The organism is Dokdonia sp. R86516, from assembly GCF_044596715.1.
Taxonomy (GTDB): domain Bacteria; phylum Bacteroidota; class Bacteroidia; order Flavobacteriales; family Flavobacteriaceae; genus Dokdonia.
The window spans coordinates 2,925,430-2,947,136 of the sequence record NZ_CP138998.1; the positions used below are offsets into that span (position 1 = coordinate 2,925,430).

General features: G+C 35.8%; 17 protein-coding genes and 3 tRNA genes. 4 read left to right on the forward strand and 16 right to left on the reverse strand.

Annotation, left to right across the window (positions count from 1 at the left end):
* Window positions 1-11: 11 nt before the first annotated feature.
* The 10 genes from SJY23_RS13130 to SJY23_RS13175 form a co-directional block, all read right to left on the reverse strand.
* On the reverse strand, window positions 12-2,045 hold the full coding sequence (locus tag SJY23_RS13130) for a VWA domain-containing protein (RefSeq protein ID WP_396596690.1): 2,034 nt from the start codon (window positions 2,043-2,045) through the stop codon (window positions 12-14).
* Window positions 2,046-2,107: 62 nt separating this feature from the next.
* Window positions 2,108-2,854: a 3-oxoacyl-[acyl-carrier-protein] reductase gene (gene fabG / locus SJY23_RS13135; RefSeq protein ID WP_396596691.1), complete on the reverse strand. Its 747-nt coding sequence runs from the start codon at window positions 2,852-2,854 to the stop codon at window positions 2,108-2,110.
* 214 nt (window positions 2,855-3,068) lie between these two features.
* Window positions 3,069-3,944: a succinate--CoA ligase subunit alpha gene (gene sucD, locus SJY23_RS13140; protein ID WP_035336772.1), complete on the reverse strand. Its 876-nt coding sequence runs from the start codon at window positions 3,942-3,944 to the stop codon at window positions 3,069-3,071.
* Between the two features lie 72 nt (window positions 3,945-4,016).
* The gene (locus tag SJY23_RS13145) at window positions 4,017-4,418 is read right to left on the reverse strand and encodes a nuclear transport factor 2 family protein (RefSeq protein WP_035336770.1); all 402 of its coding nucleotides are present in this window, start codon (window positions 4,416-4,418) and stop codon (window positions 4,017-4,019) included.
* Window positions 4,418-5,353 (reverse strand): UDP-3-O-(3-hydroxymyristoyl)glucosamine N-acyltransferase, encoded by a 936-nt coding sequence (locus SJY23_RS13150; protein ID WP_396596692.1) that lies wholly within the window; start codon window positions 5,351-5,353, stop codon window positions 4,418-4,420. The genes SJY23_RS13145 and SJY23_RS13150 overlap by 1 nt, the downstream gene beginning before the upstream one ends.
* Before the next feature lie 68 nt (window positions 5,354-5,421).
* On the reverse strand, window positions 5,422-5,988 hold the full coding sequence (gene efp, locus SJY23_RS13155) for an elongation factor P (RefSeq protein WP_035336768.1): 567 nt from the start codon (window positions 5,986-5,988) through the stop codon (window positions 5,422-5,424).
* 179 nt (window positions 5,989-6,167) lie between these two features.
* Window positions 6,168-6,950, reverse strand: a complete 783-nt coding sequence (gene lpxA, locus SJY23_RS13160; protein WP_035336767.1) for an acyl-ACP--UDP-N-acetylglucosamine O-acyltransferase — start codon at window positions 6,948-6,950, stop codon at window positions 6,168-6,170.
* A gap of 1 nt (window position 6,951) precedes the next feature.
* Complete coding sequence (locus SJY23_RS13165; RefSeq protein WP_396596693.1) at window positions 6,952-8,358, reverse strand: bifunctional UDP-3-O-[3-hydroxymyristoyl] N-acetylglucosamine deacetylase/3-hydroxyacyl-ACP dehydratase; 1,407 nt, start codon at window positions 8,356-8,358, stop codon at window positions 6,952-6,954.
* A complete protein-coding gene (lpxD, locus tag SJY23_RS13170) occupies window positions 8,351-9,376 on the reverse strand; it encodes a UDP-3-O-(3-hydroxymyristoyl)glucosamine N-acyltransferase (protein WP_396596694.1) in 1,026 nt (341 codons plus the stop codon). Before lpxD ends, SJY23_RS13165 begins: the two co-directional genes overlap by 8 nt.
* Before the next feature lie 21 nt (window positions 9,377-9,397).
* The gene (locus SJY23_RS13175) at window positions 9,398-10,621 is read right to left on the reverse strand and encodes an HD domain-containing protein (protein ID WP_396596695.1); all 1,224 of its coding nucleotides are present in this window, start codon (window positions 10,619-10,621) and stop codon (window positions 9,398-9,400) included.
* A 118-nt stretch (window positions 10,622-10,739) separates the two neighbouring features.
* Here SJY23_RS13175 and SJY23_RS13180 point away from each other — a divergent pair, with 118 nt between their 5' ends.
* Window positions 10,740-12,287: a PglZ domain-containing protein gene (locus tag SJY23_RS13180; protein ID WP_396596696.1), complete on the forward strand. Its 1,548-nt coding sequence runs from the start codon at window positions 10,740-10,742 to the stop codon at window positions 12,285-12,287.
* A gap of 97 nt (window positions 12,288-12,384) precedes the next feature.
* Here SJY23_RS13180 and SJY23_RS13185 read toward each other — a convergent pair whose 3' ends face one another.
* Both SJY23_RS13185 and SJY23_RS13190 read right to left on the reverse strand, forming a co-directional pair.
* A complete protein-coding gene (locus SJY23_RS13185) occupies window positions 12,385-14,067 on the reverse strand; it encodes a helix-turn-helix domain-containing protein (RefSeq protein ID WP_396596697.1) in 1,683 nt (560 codons plus the stop codon).
* A 419-nt stretch (window positions 14,068-14,486) separates the two neighbouring features.
* Window positions 14,487-16,328: a helix-turn-helix domain-containing protein gene (locus SJY23_RS13190; RefSeq protein ID WP_396596698.1), complete on the reverse strand. Its 1,842-nt coding sequence runs from the start codon at window positions 16,326-16,328 to the stop codon at window positions 14,487-14,489.
* Between the two features lie 734 nt (window positions 16,329-17,062).
* Here SJY23_RS13190 and tsaE point away from each other — a divergent pair.
* From tsaE to SJY23_RS13205, 3 genes are all read left to right on the forward strand, one after another.
* Window positions 17,063-17,464, forward strand: coding sequence for a tRNA (adenosine(37)-N6)-threonylcarbamoyltransferase complex ATPase subunit type 1 TsaE (gene tsaE / locus SJY23_RS13195; RefSeq protein WP_396596699.1), 402 nt, complete (start codon window positions 17,063-17,065; stop codon window positions 17,462-17,464).
* Window positions 17,465-17,731: 267 nt separating this feature from the next.
* Window positions 17,732-17,860, forward strand: a complete 129-nt coding sequence (locus SJY23_RS13200; protein WP_396596700.1) for a hypothetical protein — start codon at window positions 17,732-17,734, stop codon at window positions 17,858-17,860.
* Between the two features lie 250 nt (window positions 17,861-18,110).
* Window positions 18,111-18,389 (forward strand): hypothetical protein, encoded by a 279-nt coding sequence (locus SJY23_RS13205; RefSeq protein ID WP_396596701.1) that lies wholly within the window; start codon window positions 18,111-18,113, stop codon window positions 18,387-18,389.
* A 952-nt stretch (window positions 18,390-19,341) separates the two neighbouring features.
* Here the strand turns inward: SJY23_RS13205 and SJY23_RS13210 are convergent.
* From SJY23_RS13210 to SJY23_RS13225, 4 genes are all read right to left on the reverse strand, one after another.
* Window positions 19,342-19,415 (reverse strand) — tRNA-Arg (locus SJY23_RS13210).
* 14 nt (window positions 19,416-19,429) lie between these two features.
* Window positions 19,430-19,504, reverse strand: a tRNA-Pro gene (locus tag SJY23_RS13215).
* Between the two features lie 71 nt (window positions 19,505-19,575).
* Window positions 19,576-19,664, reverse strand: a tRNA-Ser gene (locus SJY23_RS13220).
* Window positions 19,665-19,878: 214 nt separating this feature from the next.
* Window positions 19,879-21,636 (reverse strand): T9SS type B sorting domain-containing protein, encoded by a 1,758-nt coding sequence (locus SJY23_RS13225; protein WP_396596702.1) that lies wholly within the window; start codon window positions 21,634-21,636, stop codon window positions 19,879-19,881.
* Between the last annotated feature and the right edge of the window lie 71 nt (window positions 21,637-21,707).

The following is a 21,707-nucleotide window of genomic DNA, read 5'->3' on the forward strand; positions in this document are numbered from 1 at the left end:
TGAATTTTTGTTTAAGTAAGTCCGTTATACTTGCGCATAAACCACTCAATAGAAAGTAATGAAGCTATCATAAATAACAACCATTTCCAGTCAATTAAAGGTACAATTTTTTCTGTGCTTTTCTGTACCGGTTTGTATCGAGTATCTCGCACGAGATTGTCTATAAGCTGATCTCCCATTGCACTCGTATAAAGAGCTGCTTCTGTATTAGAGGCTAAAGCACGTAGGTCTGTTACATTTGCATTTAAAAATTGCTGCTCTATATCAAAAGGAATAATCGTAAAACTTCCGGAACGAGCTAGGCCTTGATCTACAACAGATACAGTAAACTTATAGTTACCAGGCTCGAGATTGTTCATAGCTACTTGGTACGTGTTCTTTTTAAGTAACAAAGGTATATCTGTCACTTTTTTAGTATCCTCATGAATTACACGTATTGATAGACGCGCTCGTGAATCAAAAGTGTAGTTTTTATCAAAATATTGAGCGTATAAAGTAACATCACCGTTACCATAATAGAAAGAATCATAGTCTATATTAAGGCGACTTTTTTTCTTATTAGACGCAGCATACTGTACAAGGTTATCAATAAAATTATCAAATTTTTCAAAGCTGCTATTATCTATAAAACTTTGTGCTCGCCACCTCCATAATCCTTCTCCTAGAATGTATACTTCGCGCTGTCCATTTGTATCAGTAGTTGCTATAAGTGGATTTTCTGTATTAAAAGATCCTATAGTCTGGGTCAGTGCAACATCTACTTCTGTCTTAAAATTAACGTCACCAAAGCTTGTCTTTAACGGCGGAAAGTCAGCAAATCCTATATCTTCTATCACAAAAGCAGAAAAATTCACATTGAGCGCTCCTTGAACTTCTTCCTGCTGTCCAGTAACCTCTTGATTAATGGTATTCTGGAAGGTATTTACAGCATTCCACTCTGTATTTGCTCCACCGATGGTAATACTATTTTTTGATAATCCATCAAGTTGATCGTACACGCTTTTAAAACTAGCATCTGGCTGGTACAATATTACTAACTCGTAATCATTGAGTTTACTTATGCTTTCTACTGCATTTGAAAAAGTAACCGTGCGCAATCTGTTACTCTCTATACTTTTTTTGAGCATACCCACATCCGGATGCACAATGTTACTCACAATAAGAACATTTGTCTTTTGATCAATAACTTCAATTGCAAAATTCTTACTGTTGTTTTTTGTGTTTTTTTCTGATGCAGTAGCGGTTAGCTGCACACTATATTGCCTCACTCCTACGCTGGTTGCGGGTAGTAATAAATTAAAAACCTGTGATTTCCTTTGTGGACTAAAAGCAACTCGCTCAGAATGCAGTACTTTACCTCCAGAGGTTACCGTTAATTGCGAGTTTACAGTATTGTTACCGTTATAAGAGGCAAAAATCTCTACCGGAAACTTGTTATTGATATACGCATATCTATTTACGTTTACCTGCCCCAGTTTGAGATCATCATAGGTAACTGTATCTCCTAAAACTACGGGATATATCTGTTGATTAAGGTTTTTTGAAGTGTATTGATAAGCTTCACCATAGGTTTGATTTCCATCGGTGAGTAGGATTACTGGTGCTATTTCTGTTCCGTAAATGTCCTCAAGACTATGGAGAACGTTAGAAATACTAGTCTGCTTTTCTTTAAAATCTAAAGTATCTAAACGTTTAAATTCTTGACCAAAACTATAATACTGTACGTCAAAAGTGTTGTTTAAAGATTCGCTTTCGCGAAAGCGTGATACTAAATCTTCACTTTCATCATCATATCCCAAATGTTTAATACTTGAAGTATTATCTAAGGCCACCGCAAGTGATGGCTTTACAGTAACATACGTAACCTGCTTATAGGTTGGGTTTATTAAAAGAAGAAGCAATCCAAAAACAGATAAAAACCTAATAAGTCCATAAACCTTATTCCGACCGGTCTTATATTTTGCCTTATAAAAGTACTGGAAAACCGCTATTCCCAAGGCGAGAATAGCAGCTCCAATAATTAGTAATAATGTTTCTGTTTGCAAATGTTGTGGTAATTCTTATCTCAAAATACTTGATGATTAGTAGTGCTTAGTTAGCTGGTAAATTACGTAAGCATACCTCCATCTACATTGATAACTTGACCTGTGATGTATGCACTCATATCACTAGCAAGAAATACGCAAGCGTTTGCTATATCTTCTGGACTTCCACCACGTTTTAATGGTATAGACTGTCTCCATCCATCTACAGTAGCTTCATCTAGTTTTCCTGTCATCTCCGTCTCAATAAAACCAGGCGCAATCACGTTTGTACGTATGTTACGAGAACCTAGCTCAAGCGCCATAGACTTAGAGAAACCTATCATTCCAGCCTTTGAGGCAGCATAGTTTGCTTGACCAGCATTTCCTTTTACACCCACTACAGAACTCATGTTAATGATACTTCCTTTACGAGCTTTGAGCATCGTGCGCTGCACCGCTTTAGTCATATTAAAAATAGACTTAAGGTTTACCTCTATAACGTTATCAAAATCCTCTTCAGACATACGCATAAGAAGATTATCCTTAGTAATACCTGCATTATTTACAAGAATATCAATAGTTCCAAAATCTTCAAGTACATTCTTCACAAGCTCCTGAGCCTGCTCAAAATCTGCTGCGTTACTTTTATATCCTTTAATTTTTACACCTGTATTTTCTAGACTTTTCTCTAGTTCATCTGCCGCTGCAGATGACGAACTGTATGTAAAAGCAACATTTGCTCCATGTTGTGCAAATACTTCTGCTATTCCTTTTCCTATTCCACGGCTAGCACCAGTGATGATAGCGGTTTTTCCTTCTAATATTTTCATATATAAATGCTATGAATGGACAGATAAATTTTAAGATTACTGTCTCAGGTTGTTTTTATTGATCTAATTAGTCTAAATGTTAGGCTGAATCTTTACGCTTTCGCGAAAGCATACAATGCTAATTTTCCTTACTCAAATATAAGAATTACGACACCGACTAGAAACAAAAAAACCTCCCTAAAAAAGGAGGTTTTTTTTATAATGTATCGTAAAATTACTTACCTAAAACTTCGGCAACTTTTTTACCTATTTCTGCTGGGCTATCCACAACGTGAATACCACATTCTCTCATAATTGCTTTTTTAGCTTGTGCTGTATCGTCAGATCCACCTACAATTGCCCCTGCATGCCCCATAGTACGTCCAGCTGGTGCAGTCTCACCTGCGATAAAACCTATTACTGGCTTCTTGCTACCACTTTCTTTATACCACTTTGCAGCATCACCTTCTAGTTGACCTCCTATCTCACCTATCATTACGACAGCTTCTGTTGCTGGGTCATTTATTAGTAACTCTACAGCTTCTTTTGTAGTTGTCCCAATAATTGGATCACCACCTATACCAATAGCTGTTGTAATACCAAGACCTTGTTTTACAACCTGGTCTGCAGCTTCATAAGTAAGTGTTCCAGATTTTGAAACAATACCTACTTTACCTTCCTTAAATACAAAACCTGGCATGATACCTACTTTTGCCTCACCTGGAGTAATAACTCCTGGACAGTTAGGCCCTATAAGGCGACATTCTTTTGTAGAAATATAATCTGAAGCTTTAATCATATCTGCAACAGGAATACCTTCTGTAATTGTAATAATCACTTTGATACCTGCATCTGCAGCTTCCATAATTGCATCTGCAGCAAATGCTGGCGGTACAAAAATAATAGTAGTATCTGCTCCTACTTTTTCTACTGCTTCTTGAACGGTATTAAAAACAGGCTTATCAAGATGTGTTTGCCCTCCTTTTCCTGGAGTTACACCACCTACTACATTTGTTCCATAATCAATCATCTGGCCCGCGTGGAAAGTTCCCTCGCTACCTGTGAATCCTTGAACAATTATTTTCGAATCTTTATTAACTAAAACGCTCATCGGTTTGTTTTAAAATTTTGCACTGCAAAAATAACAGTTTGGTTAAGTATTATGAAGTAAAAACAATGAAATTTACTTCCAAGATTTCATGCTCTCTTTTGCTTCCTCTGCTGGTTGGCTCATTTGATACCCTCTGTACATCAAACCATCCTTCATTTCCCATATAGCCATAAAATGTGCCATAGGCTGCTCTGTATCTGGTTGCTCGATGGTAGTCACAAAATAAGTAAACCTTATCACTACCTGATCTTCTTTAGAAAGAAGGTGTGTAATCTCTGGACGTACTGCGTCAAAAGATTTACCAGCCTCTGCTGCCATTTCCTTTAAACCTGCTATTTCCATGTGATTGTAGCCAGTCTTTGCATTCCAAAAAAGCTGCATATCAGGATGAATATACTCATCAAAAGCAGATGTGTCATTAAAAAAGTCTGAGCTATAAAACTCTTTTACGATTTTCTTATTACTCTTAGCCATTATTGTTGCTTTAGTTTTTCTAATAATTCTTGCACTTGTCTCAACGCTGCAAGCTCTTTATATTTTGTTCTGAAGTCTCCAGCTGGTGACCCAAAATAACTTTTTTCTCCTTCAAGAGATTTACTTACTCCACTCTGAGCAGAGATGATTGCCTTTTTTCCTATGGATATACCACTGGTAACTCCCACTTGTCCCCATAAGGTCACTTCGTCTTCTATAACTACACAACCAGCTATGGTAGTTTGAGCAGCAATCAACACACGTTCTCCTATAACGGTATCATGCCCTACATGAACTTGATTATCAATTTTCGTCCCTTTCCTTACAGTAGTATCACCAGTAACGCCTTTGTCTATAGTTGTGCCAGCTCCTATATCTACATGATCCTCTATCACAACGCGGCCACCAGATTTAAGTTTGTCAAAACCTTCTGGACGCTTCTTGTAATAAAAAGCATCTGCACCTAGTATGCTTCCAGCATGTATGGTAACGTTATCTCCTATAATAGTATTGTCATACAGACATACATTAGGATGTATGGTACAATTATCACCTATAACTACATGGTTACCCACAAACACATTGGGCTGTATAACGGTTCCTTCACCTATAGTTGCTGTATCTGCAATGGCAGCTGCTGCAGTTTTAAAAGGCTTAAAGTGATCAGTAAGCTTATTAAAATCCCTAAAAGGATCGTCTGTTATAAGGAGTGCTTTGCCTTCCGGACAAGCTACCTCCTTGTTTATAAGAACAATAGTCGCCGCACTTTGCAGTGCCTTATCATAATATTTAGGATGATCTACAAAAACAATATCTCCTGGAGTTACTACATGGATCTCATTCATGCCCAATACTGGAAACAAAGGATCACCCACAAAAGTAACGTTAAGAAGATTTGCTATTTCTTGAAGTGTATGTTGTTTTTTAAATTTCACGATTACGAATATAAAAGAAAATCCCGTCATTTGACGGGATTTATATAATAAGTTGGTAGGTAAATTATCTATTCCTTAACGCGTTCTTTATAGGTCCCTTTGTCGGTTTCTATTTTTATCTTATCACCTTCATTTATAAACAAAGGAACGTTTACTTCTGCTCCTGTCTCAACAGTTGCTGGCTTTGTCGCATTAGTAGCCGTATTTCCTTTCACACCAGGTTCTGTGTGTGTTACTTCAAGAATTACAGATGCTGGCATATCTACAGAAAGTGGTGCATTATCTTCTGTATTAATTAACACAGTAACAACTTCTCCTTCTTTCAATAAATTAGAACGATCTAGCGCAGTCTCTTGTAAAGCGATTTGCGTATAATCTTCTGTATTCATGAAGTGATATCCCTCTGCATCATTATATAAAAACTGGAATTTATGTGTTTCTACACGTACTTCATCAATCTTATGACCAGCCGAAAATGTATTATCAAGAACTTTACCTGAGGTTACACTTTTCATTTTTGTTCTTACAAAAGCAGGTCCTTTACCTGGCTTCACATGTAAGAATTCGATGATTTTATAAATATCGTGATTGTAATTAATACAAAGTCCGTTGCGTATGTCTGATGTTGTTGCCATATCTAGTGTTAAGTTTCTGCAAATACAGAATTCTTCTTTATTTAAAAGTTAATCTCGCTTTCGCGAAAATATGAAAAGATTATCAATCTCTCCGTTTTATGAATTTCTCAGCTTGACCTATGTTTGGTCAAAGCATGATTGTCGTGTTGTCAAATTTTCGCGAAAGCGTAAAAGAAAACTTATGAGTTAAAGTATCCTTTCATGATACCACGTTGAGAGTTACGTATAAATTGCAATATTTCATCTCGCTCCTGAGTGGCTTCCATCTCTGCTTCTATAATCGCTACCGCTTGTGAGTTATTGTAATTCTTTTGATACAAGATGCGGAAAATATCTTGTATTTCACGAATTTTTTCTGTGGTAAATCCGCGACGACGTAGTCCTATAGAGTTAATACCTACATAACTTAACGGCTCACGACCTGCCTTTACAAAAGGAGGTACATCCTTACGGACTAAAGACCCACCAGTAACAAAAGCATGGCTTCCTATAGTACAAAATTGCTGTATTGCAGCCATCCCAGCTAGCACTACGTGATCACCTACGGTAATGTGACCAGCAAGTGTACTATTATTAGAAAAGATACAATTATCACCCACGATACAATCATGTGCAATGTGGCAATATGCCATAATCCAACAATTGTTTCCTACCTGAGTTTTCATACGGTCTGAGGTACCACGATTAATAGTCACACACTCACGTATTGTAGTATTATCACCTATAATGGTAACAGTATCTTCGTCATTAAACTTTTTATCTTGTGGCACTGCAGAGATTACTGCTCCAGGAAAGATACTTACGTTCTTCCCTATGCGCGCGCCTTCCATAATGGTCACGTTAGACCCTATCCAGCTACCCTCACCTATTACAACGTTATTATGTATCGTTGTAAATGGTTCTATAACTACATTCTTTGCAATTTTTGCACCTGGGTGCACATATGCTAATGGCTGATTCATACTAGAGATTTTTTACTTTTACTATTTGTGCCATTATTTCGGCTTCTGAGACAAGTTTACCATTTGCATAAGCGCGAGCTTGCATCTGGCAGATTCCTCTACGTATAGGTGACATTAGGTCTAATTTGAAAATAAGGGTATCACCAGGTACCACCTGATGTTTATATCTTACCTTATCTATTTTGAGCAAATAAGTGAGGTAGTTTTCTGGATCTGGAACGGTACTTAATACTAAAATACCTCCCGTTTGAGCCATCGCTTCTATTTGAAGTACGCCAGGCATCACTGGAGATCCAGGGAAGTGACCCACAAAGAATGGTTCATTCATTGTGACATTCTTCACTCCTATCACATGCTCTTTAGTAAGCTCTAAAATTTTATCTACAAGCAAGAAAGGAGGCCTATGTGGAAGCATCTCCATGATTTGATTTACATCTTTTACAGGTGTAGCGTGTAAATCTACATCTGGAAAATAGTTACGACGTTCATTCTTAATAATTTTCTGAAGCTTCTTTGCAAACTGGGTGTTTACAAAGTGTCCAGGCTTATTTGCAATGATTTTACCACGTATTCTCGTTCCTGCAAGTGCTAGATCACCTATCACGTCAAGTAATTTATGACGTGCCGCTTCATTAGCATGGTGTAAAGTGAGGTTATCTAAAATACCATTAGGTTTAACCGCAATATCATCTTTGTTAAAAGCTACTTTCAACTTTTCCATTGTACTAGGAGATAATTCCTTATCTACATATACAATCGCATTGTTGAGATCTCCACCTTTAATAAGGCCGTGCTCAAGTAACATTTCTATTTCATGAAGAAAGCTAAAGGTTCTACTATCTGAAATTTCCTCCTTAAATTCTGAAATGTGCTGTATGCTTGCATTTTGAGTACCTAACACTTTAGTACCAAAGTCCACCATAGTAGTCACTTGATACTCATCTGCAGGCATTAAAATAATTTCACTTCCAGACTCTTCGTCTAGATATGTAATAATTTCCTTAACGATATATTCATCACGTACAGCTTCTTGCTCTAAAATACCAGCTTCTTCAAGTGCTTCTACAAAAAACTTAGAAGAACCATCCATAATAGGAGGCTCAGAAGCGTTAAGTTCTATAAGAAGGTTATCTATCTCAAGACCTACACAAGCAGCAAGTACGTGCTCTGTAGTTTGGATTGAAACACCGTTTTTCTCAAGGTTTGTTCCTCGTTGTGTATTGGTTACAAGAGAAGCATCTGCATTAAGTACTGGCTCTCCTTCAAGATCAAGGCGTTTAAATTTATAGCCGTGATTTTCTGGAGCTGGCTTAAAGGTCATTAGTACATCTGCACCTGTATGCAGACCCACACCTTGTAAGCTTATTTCTTTAGCTATCGTACGTTGTTGTGCTTTAGCGTTACTCATTATTTTGTTGTTTTTTTAATTCGTTTACCGTTTGTACGATTTTTGGTAAATTTTTGAAGTGAACGTATGAACGATTCCAATCAGAATAATTAAATGATGGAGATCCCTGTAGCACTTCGTTATCTTTTATATTTCTTCCTATTCCAGATTGTGCCTGTATGCGTACATTATCCCCTATAGTTAGGTGTCCAGAGATACCTACTTGACCACCTATAAGGCAATGCTTACCTATTTTTGTAGAACCAGCAACACCTGTTTGTGCTGCAATAGCTGTATGAGAACCTATCTCTACATTATGTGCTATTTGAATCTGGTTATCAAGTTTAACACCTGTTCTAATTACTGTAGATCCTAATGTTGCGCGATCTATGGTAGTTCCTGCCCCTATATCTACGTGATCCTCGATAATCACATTACCCGTTTGAGGCACTTTACTATACTCTCCCTTTTCATTGGGTGTAAAGCCAAAACCATCTGCACCTACAATTGCACCACTGTGTATGTAGACCGTGTTACCTATAACACTGTCAGAATACACTTTTGATCCTGCAAAAAGCACACAATTGTCTCCTATAGTTACATTATCTCCTATATAAACGTTAGGGTAAATTTTTACGTTATTCCCTATAGTTACGTTCTCTCCTAGGTATGAAAAAGCACCTAGATAAAGTGCATCACCATAAGTAGCTGTTTCAGAAATAAAACAAGGCTGCTCTATTCCCGATTTATTAAGCTTTACTTGATTATAATATTCTAGTAGTTTTGAAAATGACTTGTATGCATCTTCTACTCGTATAAGCGTGGGCTTAACAGGTTGTTCTGCTTCAAAATCATTTCCTACAATGGCAATACTTGCCTCGGTAGTATATATAAATGATGTATACTTAGGATTTGCAAGAAACGTAAGAGATCCCGGGATTCCTTCTTCTATTTTTGCGAGCTTTGATACTTCTACTTCAGGATTACCTTCTATAGTTCCTTCTAGTATTCCTGCGATTTGGTTTGCGGTAAATTTCATGGATGACAAAAATAGGAAAAATTAACGTTTAGGTTTTGGGTAACAGAGATAGTTTTTAACTACTTCTTTAGTAAGTGACTTTAAACTCAATTGATCACTAGCTTTCACTACATCTACAATCTTACCATTATTAAGTAGAATATTAATTCCCCCCTTCTCATAATTATAAGCTTGGTTTGATATCGTACCTGTAAATACAAAGTAAGATGCCTCATGTTCTGTTATCTCAAACTTTTGCATTAACGACGACTTATGTTGCTCAAGCTTAGATGCTGCAAAAGGTTTCTTTTTAATTTTTACATTCAAAAGATCTCTATTTATAATTGCCTTAGACAACTCAGTAAGCACAAAATCATCATGGGAGCACCATTCTTTCATAGCAGATACAATGTCATAATCATCTAGCTGAGCAAACGTATCAAGACTATTTTTAATAGTATCGCTATCTATTCTATGTTGTAAAAAATACTGCAAAGCGTTACTTGAAGATAGCACGGTGCCATTATGAGAGAGTTCTTTTGCGCGCTTAAGCACCCTTGTTATCAACTGCTCTGCTACAATCCCTGTTTTATGTAGGTATACCTGCCAGTACATGAGCCTTCTAGCTACAAGAAACTTCTCTACGGTATACACGCCTTTTTCTTCTACTACAAGCTTGTTATCCTTCACATTAAGCATTGCAACTATACGCTCAGTGTTTATATTGCCTTCAGCCATTCCAGTATAGAAGCTATCGCGCTTTAAGTAATCAGTGCGATCCATATCTAACTGACCAGAAACCAGCTGATTTAAAAATGAGCGGTGATAAGACCCCTTAAAAATTTCTATTGCTAGCGTTAAACTTCCGTTAAACTCCTTGTTGAGCGCCTCCATAAATAAGGTAGAAATATGCTCATGACTCACACCTTCTACAATGCTGTGCTCCATTGCATGAGAAAAAGGACCATGACCTATATCGTGAAGTAAGATTGCGATAAATACGCCTTCTTTTTCTTCGGCTGATATCTCAACGCCTTTGTCTTCAAGGACTTTTATGGCTTTTTGCATTACACCAAGACACCCTATCGCATGTTGAAAACGAGTATGATGCGCTCCAGGATAGACAAGATATGATAACCCCATCTGTGTAATACGTCGAAGTCTCTGAAAGTATTTGTGTTGTATCAAATCAAAGACTACACCATTAGGTATAGTAATAAACCCATAAATAGGGTCGTTAATAATTGTAACTTTGGGAGACTTCAATATTAAAAATTTTTGATTTCTATAATTTACGCTTTCGCGAAAGCGTAATACGTACAAATATAAGGTTTCGCCTTGCAAACTAGGGGCCTCTTGAAGACTAACATACTTAACTAATTATATGAGCAACATACAAATACTTTGGGTAGATGACGAAATTGACTTACTCAAACCACATATTTTATTTCTTGAGAAAAAGAATTATAGCGTAACAACTTGTGATAATGGCGCCGAAGCCGTAGAAATGATAGATGAGCAAAACTTTGACATCATTTTTCTTGATGAAAATATGCCAGGCTTATCCGGTCTAGAAACTTTAAGCGAAATCAAGAATAAACGTGAGAATGTACCTGTGGTTATGATTACAAAAAGTGAGGAAGAGTATATTATGGAAGAGGCGATAGGCTCTAAAATAGTAGACTACCTTATCAAACCCGTAAATCCTAACCAGATATTATTAAGTTTAAAGAAAAATCTTGATCATAGTAGATTAATAAGTCAGAAAACTACCTCTTCGTATCAGCAAGAATTTCGCAAGATTGCTATGGATTTATCTATGGTAAATAGTTTTGAAGAGTGGTCTGAGCTTTACCAAAAGCTTATTTACTGGGAGATGGAGCTTGAGGGAATAGAAGATACGGGAATGTTTGAGATATTAGAATCTCAAAAATCTGAAGCAAATAATCAGTTCTGTAAATTTATAGATAAAAATTACCCAGATTGGTTCAATGGCTACGAAGGGCCTACAATGTCTCATACCTTATTTAAAGACAAAGTACAACCACACCTTACAAAAGACACTCCTACCCTATTCATTGTTATAGATAACATGCGTTATGACCAATGGAAGGCTTTTGAGCCACACCTTAATGCTCATTATAAAAAAATAGAAGAAGAACCTTATTATAGTATATTACCTACAGCAACTCAATATGCTCGTAATGCTATATTTTCTGGGCTTATGCCAGAAGAAATGAAAAAAAAGCATCCAGACTTATGGCTTGATGACACAGATGAGGGGGGAAAAAACATGCATGAAGCAGATTTTCTAGAGGCACAACTTAAAAGGTTACGTCTTGACCTAAACTGGGAATATCACAAAATCACCAATTTAAAAAATGGAAAAAAACTAGCTGATAATTTTAAATCGCAAAAAGACAATGATCTCACGGTAGTCGTTTACAACTTTGTAGATATGCTATCGCACTCTAAGACGGAAATGGAGGTAATTAAAGAGCTTGCTAGCAATGATAAGGCTTATAGATCACTCACAGAGAGCTGGTTTAAAAATTCACCACTCCTCACGATGATACAGCAGGCGCAAGAGTTAGGCATGAAACTAATTCTTACTACAGATCACGGTACCATTAATGTCAAAAATCCATCAAAAGTTATAGGGGACAAAAATACAAGCCTCAACCTGCGATACAAAACCGGAAGAAGTCTTACATATGAAGATAAGGACGTACTCGCTGCCGAAGATCCTCGCACGATACACTTACCTACTATTAATATGAGTAGTTCATTCATTTTTGCAAAAGGAGATTTATTTTTTGCTTACCCTAATAATTTTAACCACTACGTAAGTTATTACAGAAACACCTATCAACATGGAGGCGTAAGCCTTGAGGAGATGGTGATTCCTTTTGTGGTGCTTGAACCTAAATAGAGATGTTACGCTTTCGCGAAATCGTAAACACAAACAAAAAAACCACAGCAATATAAGCTGTGGTTTTTTTATGATTATGTATGGAGACAAAAGCTACTTAGCCTGTTTTATTAATTCGCTCTAAAAAATCTATCACATTATCATCCTTTTCTTTTGAAGGACTCTCTTTAATTTCCTCCAAATTTTTAATAAAGTAGGTCACCGAAAGCCCAGTGATACGTTTAAAGTGGTTTGAAAATGATTTTGGATTAGAAAAACCAACCTCTTTGGCTAGCGCACTCACTGTGTACGTTCTTATTTTCTGAGAACTATAGAGCAGTTTAAGCACATGATTAATGCGCAAGTCATTGATATAAACAGAGAAGTTCTCTGATTTCTCATCATTAATATACTTAGACAGATATGTTGAATTAGTACCTACTTGGAGAGCTAGACTCTTAAGCGTGATGTTTTCCTCTGTAAACAGTAATGTGTCCTCAAAATTTTTGAGACCAGTTTTAATTTTATCTGATTGTGTAGCCTTTAATATTGGTACAGGGTTTTTAATAATTTTCTCAGTCGCACTAGAATCCTTTACAGGAGATGACACCTCGTTTTTAATGCGTTCCTCAAGCTTTATTTTAAGATTATCAAACCTCTTTTTATAAATAAGCCTTTTTCTGTATTGAAAAATCGCTACAATAACTCCTACGCAGCTCAAGATTATAAATAGAATAATACCTGCATTACTTATTGTCTTTTCCTTTTCTAGTTTATTTAATAGAAGCTCCTTCTCAGCTGTAAGCTCTGGGATAGTATACATAGAAGCAACCCCGTTAGTCACAGATTCTTTAAGACTACCTACCGTTTCCTCATAGGCAATCAGTTTATTTAGATATTCTATTTGCTTGTAGGTGTTTCTTTCTATCTTATAATGATTAAGCAAATATTTAAACGTATGCTTGAGCTCATCATAGTGATAATCAGATCCTGCAGCTACAAAAAGGCTATCAGCGTTAAGGAAAGAAGTAGTTGCCTTTTCGTCTAAATTCAACCCTTCATATGCAATACCCTGCATAGCATAAGAATGTGACAACTCATCATCTCCCTTTTCATACTCATTAGAAATATATTGATTGGTTACATCTAACCCTTCTAGGTATTTTTTTTGTTTGATTAAAATAGCCCCTTTAAGCCCTAAGTAAGTGTTCTGATACTCTTTATCATTATCAGTATCAGCATAAATCTTCACTTTTTCTATGTAATCGCTTGCAGCATCTAGACTATCTATATCAAAGTAAGAAGATGCAATAGAATATCTAACGGAAGCAAGAATATTCTTATTCTGAGAATCACTATTGTAGATGTGAATATTCTTAACTTTTCCAGTTGTGAAAATAGACTCTACTTCCTTTAAATTTTTCAATCCAGTGGATACATTGCCATAATCAACTTGTAAAGTACCAATTAGGTTTTTCAAGACCCATTTATTGGATATATTCTGAGTTTTATTAGAAAATTCATACGCTTCTTCTGCTACTGCTAAAGCCTCTTCAATTCGCTCATCATAATAAAGAGCAATAGCTTTTTGCAACAAAGCTGCCTCATAATTATCATCTAACTCATTAGCTCTTGTATACTCAAGTATATAATATAGTATATCATAATCACCGCCTCTAGCGTTGTCTAATGTCAAATAAATCTTTGCTACGTCAGATTTGTTTTCACTAAGTGTAGCTCGTTTTATGAGTTCTTTTCCTTGTAATTCAAGCACTAACGAATCAAGTGAAGAGTTATTCAACTTGGAAAGAGCAAAAAACTCAGTTCTTAACACAGGATAACTTTTTATCGCTATAGAATCAGGCACAGCAATATCTGATAAATATGGGAGCTCTTGTGCACTTATAGAGAACAAAGAGCACATAAAAATTACTATAAATAAAGGGGACTTTATAATCATTAACGTAACGATTGGGAATACTATTTTCTAAGAAAAATCTTACTCCTTTTTATATTAAAGATGGCTTTAAACCTAATTAAGCGGGCTGCAATTTAATAGTTATATCCCTATTATTAAATCTCACGACTACTAAATTCCTCAATTTTATGATTGGCATAATTAAAAAGTAAAGAATTGAAAGGAAGATTCATAAATCTAAAGGGAACATTTAGTGTATCGCTATTTTAGGATGGAAAATATAAATCCAACATAAAAACTGCTTAACCCGTTTTATTAATTCGCTCTAAAAAATCAATCACATTATCATCTTTTGCTTTCGCCATAGGCTCTTTAACATCCTCAAGATTCTTTATAAAGTAAGTAACCGAAAGCCCAGTGATGCGTTTAAAGTGATTTGAAAAAGATTTTGGATTAGAAAAACCAACCTCTTTGGCCAGCGCACTCACTGTATACGTTCTTATTTTCTGAGAACTATAGAGCAGTTTAAGCACATGATTAATGCGCAAGTCATTGATATAAACAGAGAAGTTCTCTGATTTCTCATCATTAATATACTTAGACAGATATGATGAATTAGTACCTACTTGAAGAGCCAGACTTTTGAGTGTTATTTTTTCTTCTGTGAACATTAATGTGTCTTCAAAAGTTTTGAGACCAGCTTTTATTTTATCGGCTTGTGTAGACTTTAATATTGGTACAGGGTCTTTAATAATTTTCTCAGTCGCACTTGTAGTATTTATAGGAGATGACACCTCGTTTTTAATACGCTTTTCGAGTGTTACTCTGAGCTTATCAAATCTCTTTTGGTAAATAAGTCTTTTTCTGTATTGAAATATCGCGACGATTACTCCTATGCAACTCAAGATTAAGAATAGAATAACTCCAGCTTGACTAGTTGACTTTTCTTTTTCTAGCTTACGTATTAAAAGTTCTTTCTCAGCCGTAAGTTCTGGGATAGTATACATAGTGGACACACCGTTGCTTACAGATTCTTTAATATTACCTACAGATTCCTCATAGGAAATCATTTTATTAAGGTACTCTATTTGCTTGTCTGTGTTGCCTTTTTTCTTATAATGATTCAGCAAATAATTAAATATATACTTTAGTTCATTATAGTAATAATCAGATCCTGCAGCTACAAAAAGGCTATCAGCAGTAAGGAAAGAAGTAGTTGCTTTTTCGTCTAAATTCAACCCTTCATAGGCAATACCTTTCATTGCAAAAGAATGAGACAACTCATCATCTTCCTTTTCATAGTCATTAGAAATATATTGATTGGTTACATCTAACCCTTCTGTATATCTTTTTTGTTTGATTAGTATTCCTGCTTTTAAACCAAGGTAAGAATCTAAATAATCTGTATTCCCTGCTGATTCAGCATATTCTTTAACTTTCTCAATATAGTCATCCGCCTCATCAAGACTATCAATTTCAAAATATGTCTTTGCTATGGAATATCTCAATTCTGCCAGTACACCTCTATTATAAAAGTCTGTATTGTATATATGTATTTCCTTGACTTCCCCAGTCACGTAAATAGATTCCACTTCTTTTAGATTTTGTAATCCCACAGCAACATTACCATAATTGGCCTGCAAGAGACCCATAAGCCTCTTGAGAAACCATCTATTTGATAAGTTCTGAGTCTTTAGAGAAAAATCATACGCTTTCTGTGCTACAGCTAAAGCCTCATCAATCCTATCATTGTTATAAAACAATACCGTCTTATGAAGTAAAGCTGCTTCGTAAGAATTGCTAAGGTTATTCGTTTTTGTATATTCAAGTATATATTCCAGTAAATCCAAAACACCATCTCTAGCATCGTCTAATGTCAAATAAATCTTTGCTACGTCAGATTTGTTTTCACTAAGTGTAGCTCGTTTTATGAGTTCTTTTCCTTGTAATTCAAGCACTAACGAATCAAGTGAAGAGTTATTCAACTTGGAAAGAGCAAAAAACTCAGTTCTTAATACAGGGTAACTTTTTACAGCTATAGAATCAGGTACAACAATATCTGATAGATATGGAAGCTCTTGTGCACTTATAGAGAAAAAAGAGCACATAAAGATTACTATAAATAAAGGGGACTTTGTAATCATTAACGAAACGATTGGGAATACTATTTTCTAAGAAAAATCTTACTCCTTATATATTAAAAATGGTTTTAAGCTAATTTAAGCGGGCTGCAAGTTAAAGTTTATATCGCTATTATTAAATCTCATGACTACTAAATTCCTCAATTTTATGATAGGCACCCTTAAAAAACGAAGAATTAAAGGGAAGATTTATAAATATGGGAAAAATCATAAATTTAAAGGTAAAATTTATGAATGTTCCTACACAAATCTTGATATCCTCTTAAGTATAGCTGACTTTTACACCATCAATCAACAATAGCGTTTGCTATTCAAACAGCTATTCGTTCATCAATCAAAAAACGAACTTACTTCATTATGTGTTTAATCAAGCACTCATTAATGTATAACAAGCAAGAAAGATTAAAATCGGTGTTTAACAACTAGTTTAAAATTTACATTTTAGGGGTTTGCACTTTAACTAGTAATTAGGAAGAATGTATTATTACTCTCTTCAAACCTATATATAGGTTGACATCGATTTTTATTTCCACCCCACTTCCTCTCCATTACAACTTTCTAGTTTTCTATCTCAATGACAAAACACTCTACTTCTCAAAGGTAGAATTAAGTATATATCCTAGAAGAGCGACAAAACGTCGTTAAAGAGCTCAAAAGTTATCCATTTCAAAATTAAAATCTTAAAACTTTAAGATTTTCTTATCTTCGCAACACCCTTAAATACCCAGCTAATGCAGATGATATATAATTTATCTGAAATTGAGCATATTGCAAAAACAATAATCTCTTCTTCAAAAAGTAATATCCTTCTCTTCTATGGAGAAATGGGAGCAGGAAAGACTACACTTATAAAATCACTGGCACAAGAACTGGGCGTACAAGAGACTGCAAGTAGCCCTACCTTTTCAATTGTTAACGAATATATATCTAACGATGATAAAGTGATATACCATTTTGATTTTTATAGACTAGAAAAAGAAGAAGAGGCTTTGGATCTCGGTTTTGAAGAATATTTAACTCAAGGAGATTGGATTTTTATTGAATGGCCGGAAAAAATCACCTCCTTTTTACCATTAAATGCACAAAAAATTACGATTACCACAATAGGTGCAGATAAAAGACAATTGACATTACATTAGATGTGTTAAAAAAATGTTAAAGCGATTATTTTAAATTGTAAGAATTTTCTCTTTAAGGTTTTTTTAACAAAGGCAAAAAACAAAGGTTAAAACCTTTAAACGAAAATTGAGAATTTAGTAGATAACCCCTTAAACCGTACATATATAATACTGGGTGCCTTTTTTTTGAAAATGGGCGCGAATATACATAAAAAATTAATTGGCAATAATTTAAGAGTTTTAGATGATGTTTGCAGCAACAAATCATTACTCAAAACACTCTAAATTATGAAAATTAAAGCTTTATTTTTAGCACTAGTGATCGCTGGTGCAACAGCATTATCGTACACAGCAATCAAAGAAAATGCAGGACAAGCAGTTGACAAAAGAGATATCAGAATACCAAAAAACGGCTAAAAGAAAAGTTCTATCTTTAGGTACATTAATAGCACTTTTGATATTAATGACACCTGTCTTATTTTATTCTTATCAAGGATTCCCAACTTCTAAAACTTGGGAATCCTTTTTGGGTACTTACGATAGCAAATATTATGAAAACATACAAGTATTCATGTGGGTCTTGTATGGAAAACTTATTCCGTTCTTATTATTGGTTATTTGGTTTTTCACCTGCAAGCATTGGTGGTATCATGTTATCTTAGTCCCAATGGCTATGTATATATTTCAAATATACAGTACATTAAATGAAGATATTTTATTTTCAGATACAGAAGAAATCTATATTGTAATACCTCTAATCGCAATTGTTGCTGCTATATCCTACACCATAAGAACTAAAATCTTCGACCGTTTATACGGAGTAGATCTAGATCAAGAATTAAAACGTGTTCGCTGGAATGGAAAAATTGTAAAAATCCCTGCAGACTCTCCACTTAATTTACCAGAGGTAGATGATGATGAAGTAGATGACGAGCTAGAGGATTAATCAATAACACCTTAGCTATACTCTAAGAGATAATCAAATATTTTTATAATACTTTTTCCTTACCTCAGGGCGTGCCCCTACCCTTCATTCATTTTATATCTAAAGCCTAGTAGTGACCGGGCTATACTTTTTTACGTTTCGTGATGTGTCGCTATAGCTCCACAGCACTGCAAGGTAACCACTGCTATCCCTCACGCAGAGAATTAGATAATCCATGCATTATAAAGCGTTAAAGCTTATCTAAACGCTAAGATTGCTTAACAGATTACTAATTATCTAGCATAAAGATCAATACAGAAAAAACCCTCAGTAACACACTGTGGGCTTTTCTACATCTTGATGACGATTGATTATCGCCCTAATATAAAGTAATAATTTACGATTCTTTGTATTCCTAGCTCCTCTACATCTGTTAGCCCTTCTCGAAACCAGTAGTTGCTTAACAATAGCCGCGAAGAACAATCTGCTAGAATAGAGATATTATCTATAAAACAAAGTAAGTGCTAGACAAAACGGTTTGAAAAAACTTGACTACTCAGGATGGATTACAGCATAAGCTTAAAAAAAAGCCCGTCTTCCTCACTTGTCATGTGATTAAGGATAATTTGAGACGACACCACTAAAAAGCCCAAATGAAGCGCTAGAATGAATCCAGCGATGCATATACAAATACAATCAACAATGAACTCACTTAAAAATAAATAAGACAGTGACTAAACAGCAAGACAATCAACATCTCAAAGTTAGTTTATCATCGAGTACATATTTTGAGGAGTTCTGATTTACACTAAATATACTTTTTAGATATACATGATTCAATTCCATAAATACACCAATTTAGATTAATCCAACATTCCGTAAATAGAATTGAGCCGAATCACTATAGTCACTATAAATGAGGTTAAAGCAAAAAAAACCACATTCTAAAAAAGAATGTGGTTCTACAGTGATGTGAGCCCTGAAGGATTCGAACCTTCGACCGCCTCCTTAGAAGGGAGGTGCTCTATCCAGCTGAGCTAAGAGCCCTAATCAACAATAAGTCGGGGTAGCAAGATTCGAACTTGCGACCTCCTCGTCCCAAACGAGGCGCGATAACCGGGCTACGCTATACCCCGAAATATACACTGAGTGTATAAATCTTTAAATAACAAAACAGATGGTTACTCATCTGTTTTGTTATGACTTGCGGAGAGACAGGGATTCGAACCCTGGGTAAGTGTTTCCACCTACGACGATTTAGCAAACCGCTCCTTTCGGCCACTCAGGCACCTCTCCTTTAATAAAATAATGAACTTGCTTGTTGTAAGCGGATGCAAATTTACATCAACAAAGAGAAGAAAACAAGAATAATTTCAACTTTAATTTAAAAATAATTTAAGATCATCAGCTATGACGTTCTATTGAATTAAAAATCAGATGCTAACCTCAGAATTTATCATTTGAAAAAATTAAAAAAAAATTACATTTTCGCGAAAGCGTTGCACTTCCCCTACCTCTTTAAAGCAAAATAACCAGTAAACGTAGCGTTTGAAAGCGTATTTGCCTTATACCAAAAACCACCATTAAAAAGCATTTTACCTCGATAGCTTCCATCCCAACCCCGCTCGTAAGGTGTGATAGTCTTTAGAAGTTTTCCAAATCGATCATAAATTTCTATGCTCGTAACGGTCTCACCATTTACCACAGCTCCCCTCACTTGCCAAGTATCATTTATACCATCTCCATTAGGTGTGAAATATTTTGGAAAACCAGGATCAGGTTTTATACGCCTACTGGCATTTCCACAACCATTGCGGTCTCTTACATAGACTTGAATATCTGTCACATCAATATTTGTAAGCAATGCGCTAGATTGATAAGGACCATTCTCACTTGTACTTGAATACTCAAAATCACCATCCTCAGCGAGTTCTACGAGAACACTCACTGTGTTGCTCTGATTTGAAATCACTAAATTCTCAATAATAGGAGGATCAATTATAGAAACCTCAAAAGAATGTGTAGCCGTACAAATAATAGTTCCTGACTCAATCATACTCTCTGTACTCACTGCTACCATATAAACCCCAGGTTCATTTATGCTCACTTGAGACTCTGAAGAGATAGTCGTCATTTCGCCATCGTTTACAGAACTCCACACTATACGCTCATACGGATCTCGATATTCTAAACGCAAAGGGGCATTGTCTCTGCAAATTTGATAATTTTCATCTAACGTAATTACAGGATTTAAATCCACCATTTCCCCTGTAATACCATCTGTATAAGGACCACACCCGAAGGTAGTCGTAAAACTTGTTTGCGTGCAATTTTGCGCCTCACCAGCCGCATTAAAAGGAGTTATGGTTACATAATATGTAGTTCCCTCAAGAAAGTCTAAAACAGCTGTAGAGGTAGCCAGACCAATATCTGTATTTGCGAGTACATCTGATCCTCCCGGGATTGTACCTATTCTTATAAGATAACCTTCTACATTAGTCACTGCCGGCCACTCGAGTATGGGCGTTAGCGCAACCTCAGTAGCGCCGTCTACAGGTGTCATAAGCTGCGTACAATCTGGCACCTCTGTGGTAATAGTTTCTGTTGTAAAAGAGCTCTCCACACAACCTATAGTTTGCCCATTTTCATTATAAGGAATTATAGTAACGTAATATGTAGTTCCAGCCTCAAAAACTCCTGCGTTATTATAGGTCAACACATTCCCTAAGTTTTGACCATTTACTACATCTACAGCGCCCGGGGAAGTACCAATGTTTATAATATAACCCGTAGCCCTAGCCGCATAAGCCCAAGATATGGTCGTATTTAAAGATACGCCTGTTGCCCCATCTACCGGGAAGCTAGCTTGCGTACATGACGGGATAATCGTGACATCTTCTGTAGTAAAGGATTGGCTATTACACGACTGCGAGTCGCTTACAAAAAAAGCTCGTACAGTAAGATGAATAACCGTACTTTCCGGCAATCCTTGCGGTGGGACAAAACTAGCAGTGAGACCTACGCTAAAGTTATTAAGAATATCTGTTCCTCCCGCCGTGGTACCTAGGTCTACAAAATAACTTACCGCTCCTGGTACTGGCTCAAAATTTATGGCTGTGATTACAGATACATTGGTCTCTCCTTCTGCTGGAGAAATAAGCAGTGCACAATTACTGTCTTGAATGGCCGCTTTCGCGAAAATATGAACAACACAAAATAATGCTATTAAATAGCACCTAAGCAACCCTTGTCTACCGCTTATATTCATTCCGCAAAGTTTTCAAAATCAAGTCCCCTCAAATATATTGACAAGGCATTTAAAAATAATGTAGAAAAAAG

What these genes read in the sequence shown, in the direction of transcription:
- fabG (WP_396596691.1), bottom strand. Translation starts at nt 2,854, where the DNA reads ATGAAAATATTAGAAGGAAAAACCGCTATCATCACTGGTGCTAGCCGT.
- sucD (WP_035336772.1), bottom strand. Translation starts at nt 3,944, where the DNA reads ATGAGCGTTTTAGTTAATAAAGATTCGAAAATAATTGTTCAAGGATTC.
- SJY23_RS13145 (WP_035336770.1), bottom strand. Translation starts at nt 4,418, where the DNA reads ATGGCTAAGAGTAATAAGAAAATCGTAAAAGAGTTTTATAGCTCAGAC.
- efp (WP_035336768.1), bottom strand. Translation starts at nt 5,988, where the DNA reads ATGGCAACAACATCAGACATACGCAACGGACTTTGTATTAATTACAAT.
- lpxA (WP_035336767.1), bottom strand. Translation starts at nt 6,950, where the DNA reads ATGAATCAGCCATTAGCATATGTGCACCCAGGTGCAAAAATTGCAAAG.
- SJY23_RS13165 (WP_396596693.1), bottom strand. Translation starts at nt 8,358, where the DNA reads ATGAGTAACGCTAAAGCACAACAACGTACGATAGCTAAAGAAATAAGC.
- lpxD (WP_396596694.1), bottom strand. Translation starts at nt 9,376, where the DNA reads ATGAAATTTACCGCAAACCAAATCGCAGGAATACTAGAAGGAACTATA.
- SJY23_RS13180 (WP_396596696.1), top strand. Translation starts at nt 10,740, where the DNA reads ATGAGCAACATACAAATACTTTGGGTAGATGACGAAATTGACTTACTC.
- SJY23_RS13190 (WP_396596698.1), bottom strand. Translation starts at nt 16,328, where the DNA reads ATGATTACAAAGTCCCCTTTATTTATAGTAATCTTTATGTGCTCTTTT.
- tsaE (WP_396596699.1), top strand. Translation starts at nt 17,063, where the DNA reads ATGATATATAATTTATCTGAAATTGAGCATATTGCAAAAACAATAATC.
- SJY23_RS13200 (WP_396596700.1), top strand. Translation starts at nt 17,732, where the DNA reads ATGAAAATTAAAGCTTTATTTTTAGCACTAGTGATCGCTGGTGCAACA.
- SJY23_RS13205 (WP_396596701.1), top strand. Translation starts at nt 18,111, where the DNA reads ATGGCTATGTATATATTTCAAATATACAGTACATTAAATGAAGATATT.
- SJY23_RS13225 (WP_396596702.1), bottom strand. Translation starts at nt 21,636, where the DNA reads ATGAATATAAGCGGTAGACAAGGGTTGCTTAGGTGCTATTTAATAGCA.